We start from the raw sequence: 17,463 nt of genomic DNA on the forward strand, positions 1-17,463 counted from the left end.
CCGGCTGCTCGTCCTCGGGCTTCACCCGCACGCAATCGCCCAAGGCGTACAACAACGGCCAACGTGGTGTCCCACAACGGCCAACACTGGGTACAACAACGGCCAACACGCGCGGAGGGGGTTCAAACCCGAACCCCTCGCCGGCGTGTTGGCCGTTGTTGTACGCCGTGTTGGCCGTTGTGGTCATAGTTCTGGGTCGGACTCCACCACTCTCCAGCTCACCGAGCTGATCCCGGGTTCCAGGCTCATCCGGCTGACCGCGGATTCCAGCTCCGTGCCTTGTTTGCCCTTGCCGGACAACCTCGCGGTGACCTCGACCTTGCCGGAGGCGCCCAGGTCCTCGCTTTCCAGGCCCTGCAACACGAAGCCCGCCGAGGTCACCGACTGGACGACCAGGGCTCGGATGTGGGCTTCCTCGGCGTCTCGGCAGACTGCCTTGAAGTCGTACAGGTAGCGGCGGTCTGTTTCGGATTGGGTTCGGTCCACCTTGCGGGCCAGGGAACGCAGGACGACGTTGGCCAGGACGATCGCCACCGCGCCCGCGGCGGCGATGGGGTACAGGCCCGCGCCGGAGAGGCAGCCGACGCCCGCGGCACCCCAGATGGTGGCCGCGGTGTTGATGCCGCGGAGGCTGACGCCGTCGCGGATGATCACGCCGGCGCCCAGGAAACCGATGCCGGAGACCACCTGGGCGGCGATGCGGGTTGGGCTGCCCTCGCCTGGGGTCAGGACGCTGAGCAGGACGAACAGCGCGGCGCCGGTGGCTACCAGTGCGTTGGTGCGCAGGCCTGCCATCCTGGCCCGCCACTGGCGTTCCAGGCCGATCATCGAACCGAGTACCAGGGCCGAGCCCAGGCGGGCGCCGACCTCCCACCACAGCAACGTCATGACCGCTCCCCGTCCGCCAGCACCAGCTCGTGTGCGACCGCGTCGAAGTCGAACAGCTCGCCGTAGCGTCCCCAGTCCACCGCCACGGCGAGTTGCCGCATCGCCTCCTGTTGGGTGAATCCGCGGCGCAGCAGATCCAGGAAGAAGGTCTGGCGGAGGCGGCCGGTGCGGCTGGTGCGCAGGGCGTGGGTGATCATGCCGATCAGCGGGGCGTTGGCCTCGGCGAGTTTGGCGAACTGGCGCTTGCTGTCCGGGATGTTGGCCTCGGCCCAGGCCTGGCCCTCCAGGGTCAGGTGCGCGCCCGCGCCCGCGACCTGGACCAGGCCGAGCATGCCCGCCGCGTCCACCAGTGGCATCAGGTCGTCGACCTCGAAGGACAGCTTGGCGGCCAACTCGGGCAGTTCGGCCCGGCCGCCGCTGCCCGCGACCAGCTCGACCAGGCCGGCCAGTCCGCCGACGGTGGCCTCGGGAAGCGGGCGCATCAGCGGGGTGCGCGGGTCCGGCGCGGTGCGACCGGCCGCGGACCCGGTGAGGGCGGTGTAGATCTGGTCGACCACGGCCAGGAAGCCCGCGCCGCGCCGGTCCCTCGGCCTGCTCAGCGGCACGGTGATCTCCGCGGTGATCCGGCCCGGGTTCGCGCCCAGCACCAACACCCGGTCGGCCAGCAGCACCGCCTCCTCGATGTTGTGCGTCACCACGCAGATCGCCCTGGTCGGGAACTGCGCGCTGCCCCACAACGCCATCAGCTCGCCACGCAGGTTCTCCGCGGTGAGCACGTCCAGCGCGGAGAACGGCTCGTCCATGAGCAGCGCGTCCGGCTCCAGCACCAGCGCGCGGGCGAAGCCGACCCGCTGCCGCATGCCGCCGGAGAGTTCCTTCGGGTAGGCCCCGGCGAAACCGTCCAGGCCGATCAGGTCGATCATCTCCTCGGCCCGCCGCCGCCGTTCCGCCGGTGCGACGCCGCGGGCCTGCAGGCCGAGTTCGACGTTCTCCCGGACGGTCAGCCAGGGCAGCAACGCGAAGCTCTGGAACACCATGGCGGTGCCGGGGTTGGCCCCGCGCAGTTCCTCGCCGCGGTAGCTGACCCGGCCGCTGCTCGGCTCGACCAGTCCGGCGATGGTGCGCAGCAGGGTGGACTTGCCCGAACCGGACTTGCCCAGCAGCGCCACCACCTCGCCTGCGCGCAGTTCCAGGTTGATGTCGGCCAGCACGGGCAGGCCGGTGAAGTTCTTGGAGACGTGCTCCAGCGCCACGATGGTCATCTCGGTACTCCTTTTTCGCGTGCTCAGAGGTGGTAGCGGCGCTGGGCGTGGGCCTGCAGTGGCCGCCAGCAAAGCCGGTTGAGGGCGACGACGTAGCCGCTCATGACCACCACGCCGATCAGGATGTGCGGCTGGTTCCCGCCTTCGGTGGCGGTCTTGATGTAGGCGCCCAGGCCGGTGGCGGTGAGCGTGTCCCCGCCGTAGGAGACGTACTCCGAGACGATCGAGGCGTTCCACGCCCCACCCGCCGCGGTCAGCGCGCCGGTCACCCAGGCCGGGAACACCGCGGGCAGGATCAGTCGCCGCCAGCGCAGCCAGCCACGCAACCGCAGGTCCGCGGCTGCCTCACGCAGGTCGGCCGGGATCGCGCTGGCCCCGGCGATCACGTTGAACAGCACGTACCACTGCGCGCCAAGGCTCATCAGCAGGATGCCGCCCCAGTCCAGGGTGACGCCGGTGCCAATCAGCAACGCGGTGACGAACGGGAACAGGAAGTTGGTCGGGAAGCTGGCCAGCACCTGCACCACCGGCTGGGCCAGCCGGGACACCTTCGGGTGCAGCCCGATCCACACCCCGATCGGCACCCACACCAGCGAGGACACCGCCACGATCAGCAGCACCCGGCCGAAGGTGACCAGCCCCAGCCAGGCAGCCTCACCGACATCGGCCCAGCTCGCGGTGCCGGCGAGGTAGCCGACCGCGGACACCGTGCCCCAGCCCAGCAACGCCAGCACCGCCACCAGCAGCACCGCGTCGCCGAACCGGCGGCGACCCGGCGCGACCGACCAGTCCGCCCTCGGCCGACCGAACACCCTGGCCACCCGGTCCAGGCCCGCGCCGAGTGGACGCAGCAACGCGGCCAGGCGGCGGGGCAGGCTGGAGCGGCGCAGCAGGTCCAGCACCAGGCTGCGCGGGGCGGTCGCCGCCTCGGCCTCCTCGATCCGGAACCGCTCGGCCCAGGCCGTCAGCGGCCGCCAGAACAGCAGGTTCACCGCCAGCACCAGCAACACCATCGCGCCGATGGCCAGCAGCAGCCTGCCGTCCTCCGCACGTTCGGTGGCCGCGGCCACGTAGGAGCCGATGCCGGGCAGCGCGTAGGTCTGGTTGAGCACGCTGATCGCCTCGGCGGCCACCACGAAGAACCAGCCGCCGCCGAAACTCATCATTCCGTTCCACAACAGCGGAATCACCGTGCTCGGCGCGTCCAGCTTCCAGAACCGTTGCCAGCGGGTCAGTCGCAGCATTGTCGCGGCCTCACCGAGTTCCCGTGGCTGGGCGCGCAATGCCTGATACCAGGCGAAGGTCATGTTCCACGCCTGCGAGGTGAAGATGGCGAAAATCGACGCGCATTCCACCCCCAGCGTGGAGCCGGGGAAAAGCCCGATGAAACCGGTGATGGTGATGGACAGGAAGCCCAGGATCGGCACCGATTGGAGAATGTCCAGCGCGGGCAGGATGACCCGCTCGGCCCGCCGGAACCGCGCGGCCAGCGTGCCCACCACCATGGTGAAGACCAGCGAGAGCGCGAACGCGGCGAACATCCGCAGCAGCGTGCGGCCCGCGTAGTAGGGCAGCACCGCGGGATCAGTGCTGATCCGGGCCAGTGAGTGGTCCTCGGGCAGCGGGTCGAGGGTGCCAGCGCCGAGACGGATGGCGAGGTAGAGCAGCAGGCCGACGCCGAGTGCGACGGCGGCGTCAACCAGGACGGTACGACGGCGTGCGGGCACGCCAAGGACTGCGAACATGACAAAGTTCCGAACTGTGCGAAAGCCGGAAAAGGGCAGCAGAAGTCACCGGCTACGCCAGCTCAGGGCGCACCGGGAAATAAGGAAAGAAAGAAGTCAGAAGCGACTACTAGGAGGATCACCGAGAGTCATGGGCGATCACCTCCTAGCGCGCGAAATCGAGCAAACCTTCAGCAGGCTAGCAGCGATTCCGCATCAGCTCCAGCGTTGCTCGTCCCATGTGAACGGGATCCCATGTCCGGACCCGCTGCCGAGGTGGAGCGAAATTCCGGCAGGCCACAACCGCAGCAACAGGTCGAACCGGAACAATCCGCCCACCCGTTCCCGGGGTTCATAGACCAGCAGCGCGAGCGGACTCTCCGGCGTGGCCTGCGCGGCCGCCTCGGCCAGCACGGTCCGGCCCTGCGCACGCTGCGCGGGCGAGACGTACTGCCACACCACCGAATGCCAGACCACGGTGAGCACGCCCGGCCGCGGCTGGGCCAGGTGCCGCCGCAGCCAGTCCGGTCCGGCGGCGCGTTCCACCTTCACCGGATCGTCCACGGCCAGCCGCATCGCGCGCTGCAACCGGCGCCAGCGATCGAGCTGGTCCGGCCAGACGAAGGAGGAGAGCTGCCGCTGGCCATCCAAAGTGGACACATCCACCGGCTTGAGGTCACAACCGGCGCGCTCGACGAGTTCCAGCGGTGCGTCCAGGTCGGTGGGCGGCAGGCCGGTCCACTCCGGGTCGAGCTGCAACCGGCTGCGCTTGTCCCCGAGCACCCGGCCGTCGGAGAGCCGGTAGCCGACCCGGTGCGGGCGCAGGTTGAGCCCGCCGCTCGCGCCGATCTCCAGCAACCGCACCGGATACGGCTCGGTGCGCCCGGCGGCCTGGGCCGCCCGGCCCGCGGCCACCAGCAGCCCGCCGTAGAGCGGGGCGGTGCGGCCGGGCTCATTGGTCTGCACGACCGTGGAGCGCACCAGGCCGCGCAGTTCGTCGGCGTACTCGGCCAGCACCGGTTCGACGTCCGCCCAGAGATTGCCCAGATCGGTGGCACCACCGACGCTGGGGTAATGCTTTGCCAGGCCGGGGGCCTTGCCCTCCAGCACCAGCCGATGCAGTGAGCCTGCGAATCGCAGACCGGGCACAGTTCCGCGCCGGTCCCGCTCGGATCCGGCCATCACCGACGCCGTGACGCCACCGGCGGCCAGATCTTCGGCAGCGGCGGTCAGCAAGGCGTGGTTGAGCGGACTCCGCTGGCGGCAACCACGGGCGGCATCCTGGAAAAGCTCCACGAGCACAGAGGCGAGGCTAGTCCCCCGGCGCGCTGATCGGCAGTCCCCCCAAGGGTTTTCACCCTGCTGCCCAGCGACGCCGGGGGTGCCATTGATCACTACCGAATGTCGACCGCGACCGCGTTGTAGGGCGTGGTCGGCGTCGGCGGAGTGGTGAACCGGGCGTTCGGCAGGTACAGCCGGTGACCGAACTGGGCGACGGTGGCCGGCACGTCGAAGCGCGGGTCGGTGATCGAACGGGTCAGCTTGCCGCTGCCGCCGTCCGCGGCGAGCTTGAACTCGGTGACCACGTTGAGCCGGTTCTGCACCACGTAGAGCGTGCGGCCGTCACGCAGCAGGCCGTCGCCGTTGGTCAGCAGCGCGCCGCCCAGGTCCACCGTCCTGGCCACACCGGTGCGCGGGTCCACCCGGAACAGCTTGCCGGTGTTGGACTGCACCACCAGCAGCGCGTCCCCGGCGGGCGTGGTGACCAGGCCGTTGGCGTTGACCCCCTCGCCGACCTGGGCGAAGTCCCCGGTCAGCGGGATCTTGGTGAACTTGTCCGCTGCGGGCAGCGCACCGTCGCGACCCAGCGGCAGCCGGTACAGCGCCGGGTTGCGCGAGTCGGTGAAGTAGGCCGCGCCCGGGGTCAGCACCACGTCGTTGATGAAGCTCTTGCCGGCCTCGGCGAAGGCGTAACTGGCAAGGACCTTGCCGGTCCGGGTGTCCACCACCCGCGCGTCCCCGCCGGTGCCGCCGGAGACGAACAGCCGTCCGCGCCAGTCGGTCTTGAGGCCAAGCGAGGGCGTGCCGGGCCCCTTGCTGAACACCGTGCCCTTGCCGCTGGCCAGGTCGACCTTGTAGATCGAACCGTCCACTCTGGACCCGAAGTAGGCGCTGGCCCCGCCGATGGCCACGCCCTCCGGCTGGAACCCGTTCGGTAGCGCGAACTCGGTCGGGAATGGCGCCGTCCCGGCCACCGCGACCGGCGCCCCGGCCAGCGCGGTCACCACCACCGCGGTCCCCGCCAACAGTCTCCGAACGCGCATCGCTTGTTCCTCTCACCCAGGGCGAAACCTGACGCCTGGACCCTCTCGGACCGACCTGATGATCCGCTGAAGATGTTGCCGCGACGGCGATTCAGGGGTTCATGGTGCGCGGCCCGTTGCGCGGAACGGCACCCCGCCGGATGGAATCCTCATGTGTCAGCCGGACCCACAGCCGCACCCGGGGGCGGCTGAGCAGGACCAGCACCGCCACGCACACCGCGAGCATGGCGAAGGTGCCCAGCGCGGGCAGCAGCCCGACCGAGACGCCCCGCATCAGCGAGCGGACCAGGCCGATCGAGCAGATCAGGATCGGCAGCGCGGTGGCCAGTTGGGACTGCTGGAGGTTGGGGAAGTCCCGGTGTGCCAGGGAGAGCGCGCCGAGCAGGTTGAGCAGGCCCGGACCGGCCACGATGACCGCGATCGGGATCATCACGACCAGGCTGCCCTCGCCGCCGACACTCGCGGCCAGGATGACGCCGCCGAAGACCAGCATGCCGAGTGCGAGCAGGTAGTTGAGCCCGATCGCGATCGAGACCTCGCTCGGCCGGTTCGCCTGCCCCGGACGGACCCCGTAACCCGGCTGCGTCATCGTCTCCCCCTGGCTGGACTGCCCCGGCAAGCTACCGCACCCGGCGGCCGAACGGCCTACCCTCGGGCCCATGACGCGGGTGCTGGTGGTCTCCGACGAGGTGGTGGCGCAGCTCTGGACCGAGCAAGTCCGCCAGCACCGGGTCGACCTGATCATCGGAGCCGGCGACCTGCCGTTCGACTACCTGGAATACCTGGTCAGCGCGCTGGACCGGCCGTGCGTGTTCGTGCCGGGCAACCACGATCCCGACCTGTCCGGCTACAGCAACGTGCGCGGTCTGTGGACCAGGGACGGCATGCCCGCGCGCTGGCCGGGCCCGGCAGGGGCGGCCAACATCGACGGCACCGTGGTGGACGTGGCCGGGTTGCGCATCGCCGGACTGGGCGGCTCGATCCGGTACAACACCGGGCCCAACCAGTGGACCGAACGCCAGCAGTCCCGGCGGGCCCGGCGGCTGGTCCGGCAGGCGAACTGGCGCAGGCTGCGCGACGGCAAACCGGTGGACCTGCTGCTCACCCACTCCCCGCCGCTGGACTGCGGGGACCGGGACGACCCGCCGCATCGCGGTTTCGCCTGCCTGCACGACACCGTGCACCGGCTGCGCCCGCGGCTGCTGCTGCACGGCCACATTCACCCGCACGGTGAGACGACACCCGATCGTCGGCTCGGCGACACCCTGGTGCGCAACGTTGTGGGCTATCACCTGCTGGACATCGGATCGACCGAGGAGGTTCGGCGTGCGCGGTGACACCGGTTTCCCGCGGGCCGACGCGGAGCACGACTTCCTGCGCGCCCGGCGGCGGCAGGTGCTGTCCCGGCTGGCCGCCTGGCTGCGCAGGGAGCCCGACGACGTGAACATCATGCTGCCCTTCGACGAGGTGGTGGCCGCGCTGGGCAGGCAGAGCGAGCGGCGGCTCGGGCTGCAGGTGATCCGGCTGGACTCGATCGTCGGCAGTGTGGACCGGACCAGGGATTTCGACCGCCGGTTCCGGCCGACCTCGGTCAGGGTGCGGGAACGCTGGCAGCGGCTGGCGCTGGCCCAGCGGCGCGGCGAGAGCGTGCCGCCGATCGAGGTCTACCGGATCGGCGACCTGCACTTCGTCAACGACGGGCACCACCGGGTGTCGGTGGCGCACGCGCTTGGCCTGCGCACCATCGACGCCTACGTGACCGAGGTGCGCACCAAACTGGACCCCTACGGTGTGCGGCACCGCGGCGACCTGATCGTCAAGGACTACCGGCGGATCTTCCTGGAGCGGGTGCCGCTGGTCGGGCAGGCGCGGGCCGCGGTGGTGATGAGCGATCCGTGGGACTACGCTGAACTGGGCGAGTCGATCGAGGCCTGGGGCTTCCGGCTGATGCAGGACGAGGGCAGGTTCAGCGACCGGGCCGTCATCGCGCAACGCTGGTTCGCCGAGGAGTTCACCCCGGTGGTGGGCATGCTGCGGCAGGCCGACCTGGTCGGCGAGCGCACCGAGGCCGAGGCGTACCTGGTGGTCAGCGGCGAACGCTACCGGCTGATCCGCACGCACCGGTGGAGCGATGAGGTGGTCAACGCGCTGCGGGACCGGATGCGGTCTTAGCCAGAAGAAGTCCTGATCGTGGCCCAGGCGACCCGGCGACCGTCGCCGGTGGGGGTGTAGCCCCAGGTGTGCGCGACCGCGGCCAGCTCCCGGCCGCGGTCGAAGCCGCCGCCGAGCTGGGGCAGGAACGGGTCGTCCACCCGCACCGCCACGGTGAGCAGCCCGTCGCACAGCTCCACCCGCAGCAGCAGGCCATCGCCCCAGGAGGCGTCCCCGGCCAGCGCCTCGAAGATCAGCTGCTCGGCCACCGTGGTCGCCGGGCCCTCGATCTGTGGCACGCCCCAGTTCCGGCACACCTCGCCGATCACCTCGGCGATCCACCGCGGGCTGACCCGGTGCACCGGCACGCGCAACCGCACCCGTTCGCGCGGTGGCGCGTCCAGCACCGAGGCCAGCGCCGCGTCCACGGTCGGGAACACCGGCACGAACTCCAGCACGGTGCTGCGCTCCATCACCGCCCGCAACTCCGGGCCTGGCTCGGCCAGCAGCAGCGGCACGCCAGGCCAGCGGGCCACGGACAGCCGGACCACGGCGAAGACCGACAGCGGCGCGGGCGTGTGCGCGGTGAGCCTGGACAGGTCGACCACCAGCGCGTGCGGGGCCGGATCCACCGCGTGCAGCAGCACATCGCGCAGCTGCGGGTAGGAGCTGGAGTCCAGCAGACCGTCCACCCGCAGCACCGCGGCTGTGCCCCGGGGCTCGATCTTGGTCGCCAGGACGCTGTCCTCGACCGACATCATCTCCAGCCTCGCTCTCGGGCGGCCCGCGAGGACTCTGATCAGGGATTAGTGGCGGTGGCGTCGATTCGAGGGGGGAGTTCAGACATCGACGCCACCCGCCTCCGGCGCCGACACGCAGGGGTCAGCAAACGCGTCGCGCCGGTTCTGAGGGCTCCCGGGGGGGGTGGAACCCTCTGCCTGACATCGTCGGTCCCGCGCGCCGTCGAAAGGACGGGATAAATACCTATCTTTGCCCCGAACCGCCGGACTGGCTGCGCCGTTCGGCGACCCAGGCCGCGATCCGGGCCCGCGAGCTGAAGCCCAGCTTCTGCAGGATCCGCTCCACATGGCCCTCGGCGGTGCGCACCGCGATCACCAGTCGTTCGGCGATCTCCTTGTTGGACAGGCCCTCCGCGACCAGCTCGGCGACCTGGCGCTCCCGCCTGGTCAGCAGGCTGGGCTCGGCCGCCCGGTCCGGCCGGGGCCGGGCAGGCGGGCGCTGGCCAAGGGCCAGGTCGATGGCGGCGTCGGTGGTCAGGTCCCGGCCACGTTCGTGCGCGGCGGTGAAGGCGGCCGCGCTGATGGCCGCCTGCGCGGTCTCCGCGCACCGGGCGTGCGGTTCGGTGAAGTAGCGCGAGCCGAACAGCGGGTAGCCGACCGCGCCCCACTGCGCCTCGGTCGCGCCGAGCAGCACCGCGGCCCGCTCCGGCTGACCTTCGGCCGCGGCGACCCAGGCCAGCAGCTCCACCGCGAGCACGATGCCGAGCAGGTCGTGGAAGTCCCGCTTGGCCCGCAGCGCGGCGCAGGCGCCCTCGCGCGCGGCGGCCAGGTCGCCGCGGCAGAAGTCGACCAGGCCGAGGCAGAAGGTGGCGTAGGCGCTGGCCCAGCGTTCGCCCGCGGCGTTGCTCAGCGCGCAGGCGGCGTGGCACAGCTGCGCGGCGCGGTCGAACTCGCCTTGGAAGGCCAGTGCCACGGCCAGTTCGACGTAGCACATCAGCACGTGCCCATCGAGCAGGTCGAGCCGGTGGTAGTGCGCCATCGCGGTGTCGAACAGCTCCACCGCCCGGTCCAGGTCGTCGCCGATCAGGCTCAGGCAGCCCTGCCGGTGGATGGCGTAGGCCAGCACCACATCGTCGCCGTCGGCCTCGGCCAGCGCCCTGACCTCGGTCAGGGTGGCCACCGCGATGTCCACCCGACCCTGCAGGGTGGCCACGTAACCGTTGACCCACAACGCCTTGCGCCGGGCCGGGTGGTCCGCCGGGCTCAGCTCCAGCGCCCGGCCCAGCCAGTAGCCGCCCTCGGCCAGGTAGCCGCAGCCCGCCCAGTAGCACCACAGCGCGCCTGCCAGCCGCAGCCCGTGCTCGGTCCGGTCCGCCTCGGCCAGGCAGAACTCCAGCGCGGCCCGCAGGTTGGCGTGCTCGGACTCCAGCCAGCGGAAGGTCTCCAGCTGCCGCGGCCCGAACCACTCGTGCTCGGCCCGCTCGATCAACCGCAGGTAGTGCGCGCAGTGCCGGGTCCGCACGGTGGTCCGGGCCGGGGCGCCCAGCTTCTCCCTGCCGAACTCGCGCAGGGTCTCCAGCAGCCGGTAGCGGGCGCCACCGGGGTGGTCCTCCCGGCTCAGGATCGACTTGTCCACCAGCCCGGCGACCAGGTCGAAGACCTCCTCCACCAGCAGCCCGTCGCCACTGCACACCGCACCGGCCGCGGCCAGGTCGAAGGTGCCCGCGAAGACCGAGAGCCGGGCCCACAGCAGTTGCTCGCGCGGGGCGCACAGCTCGAAGCTCCAGTCCACCGCGGCGCGCAGGGTCTGGTGCCTGGGTAAGGCGGCCCGGCTGCCACCGGTGAGCAGGCCGTAGCGGTCGTGCAGGCGTTCCTCAATCTCGCCGACGGTCAGCGCGCGCACCCGCACCGCGGCCAGTTCGATGGCCAGTGGCAGGCCGTCGAGCTGCTGGCACAGCCGGGCAACGGTGGGCCGGTTCTCCGCGGTCAGCGCGAAGTCCGGGGCCACCGCGGCGGCCCGTTCGGCGAACAGCGTCAGCGCGGTGTCCGGTTGCCAGTCCGCGGCCGGATCGGGCACGACCAGCGGGGGCACCGGCCAGACCTGTTCCCCGGCAACGCCCAGCGGTTGCCTGCTGGTGGCCAGCACCCGCAGCCCCGGCGCGGCCCGCAGCAGCCGGGCGGCCAGGGTGGCGCAGGCGTCGAGGAGGTGTTCGCAGTTGTCCAGCACCAGCAACAGGGTCCGGGCGCGGAGTTGTTCGGCGAGCACCTCCAGGCGGTCCCGGCCGGTGTCGTCGTGCAGGCCGAGGGCGGTGGCCACCGCGTGCGGCACGAGTTCCGGACCGGTCAGATCGGCCAGTTCGACCAGCCAGACCCCGTCCCGGAACGAGCGGCGCAGTTCGGCGGCGGCCCTGGCGGCCAGCCTGGTCTTGCCGACCCCGCCCACCCCGGTCAGGGTGAGCAGTCTGGTGCCGCTGAGTTGTCGTTTGACCTCGGCGATATCCGGACGGCGCCCCACCAAGGTGTTCACCTCGGCCGGCAGGTTCCCCGCCGGTCGCGGTGACAGCGCGCTCCCCACGTGACGACCCTAGGTCGCCGGGGGTAGCCAATCAACCACGGTCAGCGTGGTGCGCCCGACCGGTCCACCGCTTCCTTGATCGCCCGGTCGACCGCCTGCTGGAAAGCGGTCACCACGGCCCGGGTGGTGGCCGGGCGCAGCTTGCGCAGGGCGACGATCAACTGCTCGCGTTCCTCGGGCAGACCGCCGTGCTCCCGGTAAGGCCGCAGCACCCGTTCGGCGAAGAGCCTGCGCAGGTCCAGCGCGATCCGATCGGCGTGCTTGTTGATCACCTCGCCCGCGTCCATCAGCAGCTCGAACGGCATCGGCAGATCGACCAGCTCCAGTGCCAGGGAGAACTCCACCGCGCTGGCCACCCGGAACCGGCCCTCGCCCAGGTCCTCCAGCACGTGCAGCATGACCAGCCTGCCCAGCTCAGCGTCGGTGAGCCGCCGCCCGGCCCGCCGGTCGACCGCGTCCCGGTCCATCTCCTCGTACTCATCGGCCGCCCATGGCGCGACCAGCGCGCCGTGCAGGGCGATGTCCTGCACGGTGGCATCCGGTTCCAGCCGGGCCATGTAGCGCTCGACCGCGGCCAGCGTGAAGCCCAGGTTCTGCAGTTCGCGGATCAGGTCCAGCCGGGCCAGGTGCTCGGGGCCGTACAGACCGACCCGGCCGCGCAGCTGCGGCGGCGGCAGCATGCCCTTGCCCGCGTAGAAGCGGACCGTGCGCACGGTCATCCCGGCGCGAGCGGCCAACTCGTCCACGGTGAGCATCGGATCGGCGGCGTTGAGCACGGATTGGACAATACACCCCAGTTGGTGTGACAGTATCGGTGTCACACTCATCACGGCACATTGACCTGATGGAGGTACGGCATGGCTGGCCCGCTGAGCGGGATCCGGGTGGTCGAGCTGTCCGGGCTCGGTCCCGGCCCCTTCGCCGGCATGCTGCTCGCCGACCTCGGCGCCGATGTGGTGATCGTGCAGCGCCCCGGCGGCGGCCCGCTCACCGGCGGCGGTGGCCGCTACGACCTGCTCAACCGCGGCAAGCGCTCGGTGCTGGCCAACCTCAAGGATCCGGCCGACCGGGACACCGTGCTCGACCTGGTCGAACGCGCCGACGTGCTGATCGAGGGCTTCCGCCCCGGCGTCACCGAACGCCTGGGGCTCGGCCCCGAGGACTGCTGGTCCCGCAACCCGAAACTCGTCTACGGCCGGATGACCGGCTGGGGCCAGGACGGCCCCTGGTCGGCCATGGCAGGCCACGACATCGGCTACATCGCGGTGACCGGCGCCCTGGGTGCCATCGGCCGCGCCGACGGCCCACCCCAGGTCCCGCTCAACCTGCTCGGCGACTTCGGCGGCGGCGGCATGTACCTGGTGGTCGGCGTGCTGGCCGCGCTGCTCAACGCCAAGACCACCGGCCAGGGCCAGGTCGTGGACGCCGCCATCGTGGACGGCACCGCCCACCTGTCCACCCTGATCTTCGGCATGCTCGCCAGCGGCGGCTGGCAGGACCAGCGCGGCGTCAACATGCTCGACACCGGCGCCCCGTTCTACGACGTCTACCCCACCGCGGACGGCCGCCACCTGGCCGTTGGCGCGATCGAGCCCCAGTTCTTCGCCGAACTGCTGGCCAAACTCGACCTCACCGGCACCGCCCCACCCCAGCACGACCCAGCCCGCTGGCCGGAACTCCGCACCCTGATCGCCACCGCCATCGCCGCCCACCCCCTGTCCCACTGGACCAAGGTCTTCGACGGCAGCGACGCCTGCGTCGCCCCCGTCCTGACCCTGTCCGAAGCCCAGACCCATCCCCACCTGGTGGCCCGCGACACCTTCACCACCCGCGACGGCGTGCCCCAGCCCACCGCCGCCCCCCGCTTCTCCAAGACCCCGAACACCCCCACCGCCGCACCCCCCACCCCCGGCCAGCACACCGAGGAAGTCCTCTCGGACTGGGGCGTCCCCCGCGATGCCTGACCCCCGCGCCACCAAAACCACCCGCGCCCACCCGGCGGACGAGCGGCCACTCCCGCACGCGGCGGCCCAACCGCCCCACCGCCAACGCCCCGGAGATCCCCACCGGCCCTCGAACTCCCCGGCGCCACCGGCAGCCACCCGCGCAGCACCACCGAGCACCTGCGCCCGCACCATCCCCGGCACCCCGGAATCCCGCGCCCGACGCACCTTCCCAGGCACCCGGCCCGCCACATCCGGCGCGAGCCACCCGCTTCGCACCCACGCGCCAGGGAAATCCCGCCGGGCATCGGCACCCGCACCGTCCCAAGCACCCCGCCGCACCGCGCCCGACGCACCGCCCCTGGCACTCCGCGGCACCGCCCCCGGTGCGGGCCACCCGCTCCGCACCCACACGCCCCGGGCAGCGCCCCCAGCTCCAGGCCGGGCCACCTCGCCCGCCCCCGAACACCAAGCCCCTGACACCACTTCCGGCCGCACCGCCGCGGCCGCACCGACGGGAGGGCCCGATGCGCCGGGAGATCTTCACCAGCGAGCATGACGAGTTCCGCGAGCTGGCCCGCACCTTCATCGCCAAGGAGATCGAGCCGAACCACGCCCGCTGGGAGGACAACGGCATCGTCGACCGCGAGGCGTGGCTGGCCGCGGGACGGATCGGCCTGCTCGGCATGGCCGTGCCCGAGGAGCACGGCGGTGGCGGCGCGCTCGACTACCGGTTCAACACCGTGCTGGCCGAGGAACTCGTGCGGGCGGGCGCCAGTGGGCTGGCCCTGCCGCTGCACAACGACATCATCCTGCCCTACCTGCTGAACCTGGCCACCGAGGAGCAGAAACGCCGGTGGCTGCCCGGGTTCTGCTCCGGCGAGCTGATCAGCGCGATCGCGATGACCGAGCCCGGCACCGGCAGTGATCTCCAGGGCATCGCGACCACCGCGGTGCGGGACGGGGACGACTACGTCCTCAACGGGCAGAAGACCTTCATCAGCAACGGGATCCTGGCCGACCTGGTGATCGTGGCGGCCAAGACCGACCCGGCCGCCGGGGCGCACGGGGTCAGCCTGCTGGTGGTCGAACGCGGCATGACCGGGTTCAGCCGGGGGCGGAACCTGGACAAGATCGGGCAGAAGGCACAGGACACCGCGGAGCTGTTCTTCGACGAGGTCCGGGTGCCCGCGGCGAACCTGCTCGGCGAGGAAGGCAAGGGCTTCTTCTACCTGATGCAGAACCTGCCGCAGGAGCGGCTGTCCATCGCGGTGGCCGCGGTCGCAGGCGCCGAGCGGGTGCTGGAGCTGACCAAGCAGTACTGCAAGGACCGCGAGGCGTTCGGGCGGCCGATCGGCAAGTTCCAGCACAACCGGTTCCTGCTGGCCGAGATGGCCACCGAGATCACCATCGCCAGGGTGTTCGTGGACCGCTGCATCAGCGAGCACAACAACGGCGCGCTGGCCATCGACGAGGCCGCGATGGCCAAGTGGTGGACAACCGAGCTACAGACGAAGGTGGCGGACCGCTGCCTGCAGCTGCACGGTGGATACGGCTACATGACCGAGTACCCGGTGGCGAAGGCGTTCCTGGACGGCCGGGTGCAGACGATCTACGGCGGCACCACCGAGATCATGAAAGAGATCATCGGCCGCTCGATGGGGTTCTAGCGGGAGGGATCAGGCCATGGCGCGCTACCGGCGGCTGGAGATCATCCGAAGACTCGACCCGGTCGAGGACCACTGGGAGATCTACCGCCTGTCCGCCAGTTTCGAGTTTCCCTGGGACTACCGGAAGGCGCTGGAGTTCGCGTTGTTCCGCACCTACGCGGTGCCGAGCATCTCCGCGCTGCTGGACAAGACGAGGGAGTTCGCGCGGCGCCCGCAACGGCGCTACGACGACACCCTGCTGCTGATGGGCGCGCTGACCGAGCACGGCTACGACTCCGCGCCCGGCCGGGCCGCACTGCGCCGGATCAACCAGATGCACGGCCGCTACGCCATCGGCAACGAGGACATGCTCTATGTGCTGTCCACCTTCGTCTACGAACCGATCCGGTGGCTGGGCAAGTACGGCTGGCGGGCGCCGCACGAGCACGAACGGCTGGCCGCCTTCCACTTCTACCGCGAGGTCGGCAGCCGGATGGGCATCAAGGACATCCCGGCAGGCTACCGCGAGTTCGAGGCGTTCAACCGGGACTACGAGCGCGAGCACTTCCACTACCGGGACAGCAACCAGCGGGTCGGCACCGCCACCGTGGACCTGTTCTGCTCCTGGTACCCGGCCATCGGCAGGCCCGCGGTGCGCCGCGCGGTGTACGCGGCCATGGACGAACCACTGCTGCGCGCCTTCGGCTTCCCGCGCCAGCCGGCCTGGCTGGAGCGGGCGGTCGAGCGCGGGCTGGCCGGGCGCGGGCGCCTGGTGCGGCACCTGCCGGTGCGGCGGTACTCGCGCAGCGCGCGGGACCCTGGCAACCGCACCTACCCTGGCTACCCCGAGGGCTACCGGATCACCGATCTGGGGGTACCTCCGCAGTGAGTTGGCTCTCAACGGCCTCCCCCGGCTACCATGACATCATTACTGTCACATCACCAGTGCACGATTCACGAGCCGCGATCAGGGAGGCTCCCCGCCGATGACGTCAGAGGCCTTTGTCTACGAAGCCGTACGCACCCCGCGGGGTCGCGGCAAGCAGAACGGATCGCTGCACGGCACCAAGCCGATCAGCCTGGTCGTGGGGCTCATCGACGAGCTGCGCGCCCGGCATCCGAACCTGGACCCGAACTGGATCTCCGACGTGGTGCTGGGCGTGGTCTCCCCCGTCGGCGACCAGGGCTCGGTCATCTCCCGCATCGCCGCGCTCAAGGCCGGCCTGCCCGACACCGTTGCCGGGCTGCAGATCGACCGGTTCTGCGGTTCCGGCCTCGAGGCGGTGAACCTGGCCGCGCAGAAGGTCCGCTCCGGCTGGGAGGAGCTGGTCATCGCCGGCGGCGTGGAGTCGATGTCCCGGGTGCCGATGGCCTCCGACGGCGGCGCCTGGTTCAACGACCCGGAGACCAACTACGCGGTGGACTTCGTGCCGCAGGGCATCAGCGCGGACCTGATCGCCACCATCGAGGGCTTCAGCCGCGATGACGTGGACGCCTTCGCGGTGGAGTCGCAGAGCCGTGCGGGCAAGGCCCAGGCCAACGGGTACTTCGACCGCTCGGTGGTCCCGGTGCGCGACCGCAACGGGCTGACCGTGCTGGAGCGGGACGAGTTCCTGCGCCCCGGCACCACCCCGCAGGCGCTGGCCGGACTGCAGCCCTCCTTCGCCGGCATCGGCGAGCTGGGCGGCTTCGACGCGGTGGCGCTGCAGAAGTACCACTACGTGGAGAAGATCAACCACGTGCACCACGCCGGCAACTCCTCCGGCATCGTCGACGGCGCCGCGCTGGTGCTGGTCGGTTCCGAGCGGGCGGGCACCGAACTGGGCCTGACCCCGCGCGGGCGGATCGTCTCGGCCGCGCTCAGCGGCGCGGACACCACGATCATGCTCACCGGTCCGGCCCCGGCCGCCCGCAAGGCGCTCGGCCTGGCCGGGCTGACCGCGGCCGACATCGACCTGTTCGAGATGAACGAGGCATTCGCCGCGGTGGTGCTGAAGTTCATGCGGGACCTGGACATCCCGCACGACAAGGTCAACGTCAACGGCGGCGCGATCGCGCTGGGCCACCCGCTGGGCGCGACCGGCGCGATGCTGCTGGGCACCGTGCTGGACGAGCTGGAGCGGCGCGGCGGCCGGTACGGCCTGGTCACCCTGTGCATCGGCGGCGGCATGGGCGTCGCGACCATCATCGAGCGACTCTGAGAGCGG

General features: G+C 71.2%; 15 protein-coding genes. 6 read left to right on the top strand and 9 right to left on the bottom strand.

What is annotated here, in order from left to right; translation table 11 throughout:
• Positions 1–183 precede the first annotated feature (183 nt).
• The 6 genes from HNR67_RS00425 to HNR67_RS00450 form a co-directional block, all read right to left on the bottom strand.
• Positions 184–888, bottom strand: a complete 705-nt coding sequence (locus tag HNR67_RS00425; RefSeq protein ID WP_185000018.1) for an MgtC/SapB family protein — start codon at positions 886–888, stop codon at positions 184–186.
• Positions 885–2,150 carry an ABC transporter ATP-binding protein gene (locus HNR67_RS00430; protein ID WP_185000019.1) on the bottom strand — a complete coding sequence of 422 codons (1,266 nt, stop codon included), beginning with the start codon at positions 2,148–2,150 and terminating at the stop codon, positions 885–887. The genes HNR67_RS00425 and HNR67_RS00430 overlap by 4 nt, the downstream gene beginning before the upstream one ends.
• Positions 2,151–2,173: 23 nt before the next feature.
• Positions 2,174–3,895: an ABC transporter permease gene (locus HNR67_RS00435; protein WP_185000020.1), complete on the bottom strand. Its 1,722-nt coding sequence runs from the start codon at positions 3,893–3,895 to the stop codon at positions 2,174–2,176.
• A gap of 195 nt (positions 3,896–4,090) precedes the next feature.
• On the bottom strand, positions 4,091–5,176 hold the full coding sequence (locus tag HNR67_RS00440) for a DUF2332 domain-containing protein (protein ID WP_185000021.1): 1,086 nt from the start codon (positions 5,174–5,176) through the stop codon (positions 4,091–4,093).
• Between the two features lie 92 nt (positions 5,177–5,268).
• Entirely contained in the window at positions 5,269–6,198 is a 930-nt protein-coding gene (locus HNR67_RS00445) for an SMP-30/gluconolactonase/LRE family protein (protein ID WP_185000022.1), read from the bottom strand.
• A 91-nt stretch (positions 6,199–6,289) separates the two neighbouring features.
• Positions 6,290–6,787, bottom strand: a complete 498-nt coding sequence (locus HNR67_RS00450) for a hypothetical protein (protein ID WP_185000023.1) — start codon at positions 6,785–6,787, stop codon at positions 6,290–6,292.
• Between the two features lie 70 nt (positions 6,788–6,857).
• Between HNR67_RS00450 and HNR67_RS00455 the strand changes: the two genes are divergently transcribed.
• A complete protein-coding gene (locus tag HNR67_RS00455) occupies positions 6,858–7,535 on the top strand; it encodes a metallophosphoesterase family protein (protein ID WP_185000024.1) in 678 nt (225 codons plus the stop codon).
• Positions 7,525–8,370, top strand: coding sequence for a chromosome partitioning protein ParB (locus tag HNR67_RS00460; RefSeq protein WP_185000025.1), 846 nt, complete (start codon positions 7,525–7,527; stop codon positions 8,368–8,370). The genes HNR67_RS00455 and HNR67_RS00460 overlap by 11 nt, the downstream gene beginning before the upstream one ends.
• Here the strand turns inward: HNR67_RS00460 and HNR67_RS00465 are convergent.
• From HNR67_RS00465 to HNR67_RS00475, 3 genes are all read right to left on the bottom strand, one after another.
• Positions 8,367–9,110 (bottom strand): STAS domain-containing protein, encoded by a 744-nt coding sequence (locus tag HNR67_RS00465; protein WP_185000026.1) that lies wholly within the window; start codon positions 9,108–9,110, stop codon positions 8,367–8,369. The two genes, HNR67_RS00460 and HNR67_RS00465, sit on opposite strands and share 4 nt — an antisense overlap.
• A gap of 223 nt (positions 9,111–9,333) precedes the next feature.
• A complete protein-coding gene (locus tag HNR67_RS00470) occupies positions 9,334–11,664 on the bottom strand; it encodes an ATP-binding protein (protein WP_185000027.1) in 2,331 nt (776 codons plus the stop codon).
• A gap of 41 nt (positions 11,665–11,705) precedes the next feature.
• A complete protein-coding gene (locus tag HNR67_RS00475; RefSeq protein WP_312986171.1) occupies positions 11,706–12,440 on the bottom strand; it encodes a MerR family transcriptional regulator in 735 nt (244 codons plus the stop codon).
• Positions 12,441–12,521: 81 nt separating this feature from the next.
• Between HNR67_RS00475 and HNR67_RS00480 the strand changes: the two genes are divergently transcribed.
• From HNR67_RS00480 to HNR67_RS00495, 4 genes are all read left to right on the top strand, one after another.
• The gene (locus tag HNR67_RS00480; RefSeq protein WP_185000029.1) at positions 12,522–13,628 is read left to right on the top strand and encodes a CaiB/BaiF CoA transferase family protein; all 1,107 of its coding nucleotides are present in this window, start codon (positions 12,522–12,524) and stop codon (positions 13,626–13,628) included.
• A gap of 506 nt (positions 13,629–14,134) precedes the next feature.
• Positions 14,135–15,277, top strand: a complete 1,143-nt coding sequence (locus tag HNR67_RS00485) for an acyl-CoA dehydrogenase family protein (RefSeq protein ID WP_185000030.1) — start codon at positions 14,135–14,137, stop codon at positions 15,275–15,277.
• Between the two features lie 16 nt (positions 15,278–15,293).
• Positions 15,294–16,145 carry an oxygenase MpaB family protein gene (locus tag HNR67_RS00490; protein ID WP_185000031.1) on the top strand — a complete coding sequence of 284 codons (852 nt, stop codon included), beginning with the start codon at positions 15,294–15,296 and terminating at the stop codon, positions 16,143–16,145.
• A 97-nt stretch (positions 16,146–16,242) separates the two neighbouring features.
• A complete protein-coding gene (locus HNR67_RS00495) occupies positions 16,243–17,457 on the top strand; it encodes an acetyl-CoA C-acetyltransferase (protein WP_185000032.1) in 1,215 nt (404 codons plus the stop codon).
• The last annotated feature ends 6 nt before the right edge of the window (positions 17,458–17,463 follow it).

Origin of the sequence: Crossiella cryophila (genome assembly GCF_014204915.1) — a bacterium.
Lineage (GTDB): Bacteria > Actinomycetota > Actinomycetes > Mycobacteriales > Pseudonocardiaceae > Crossiella > Crossiella cryophila.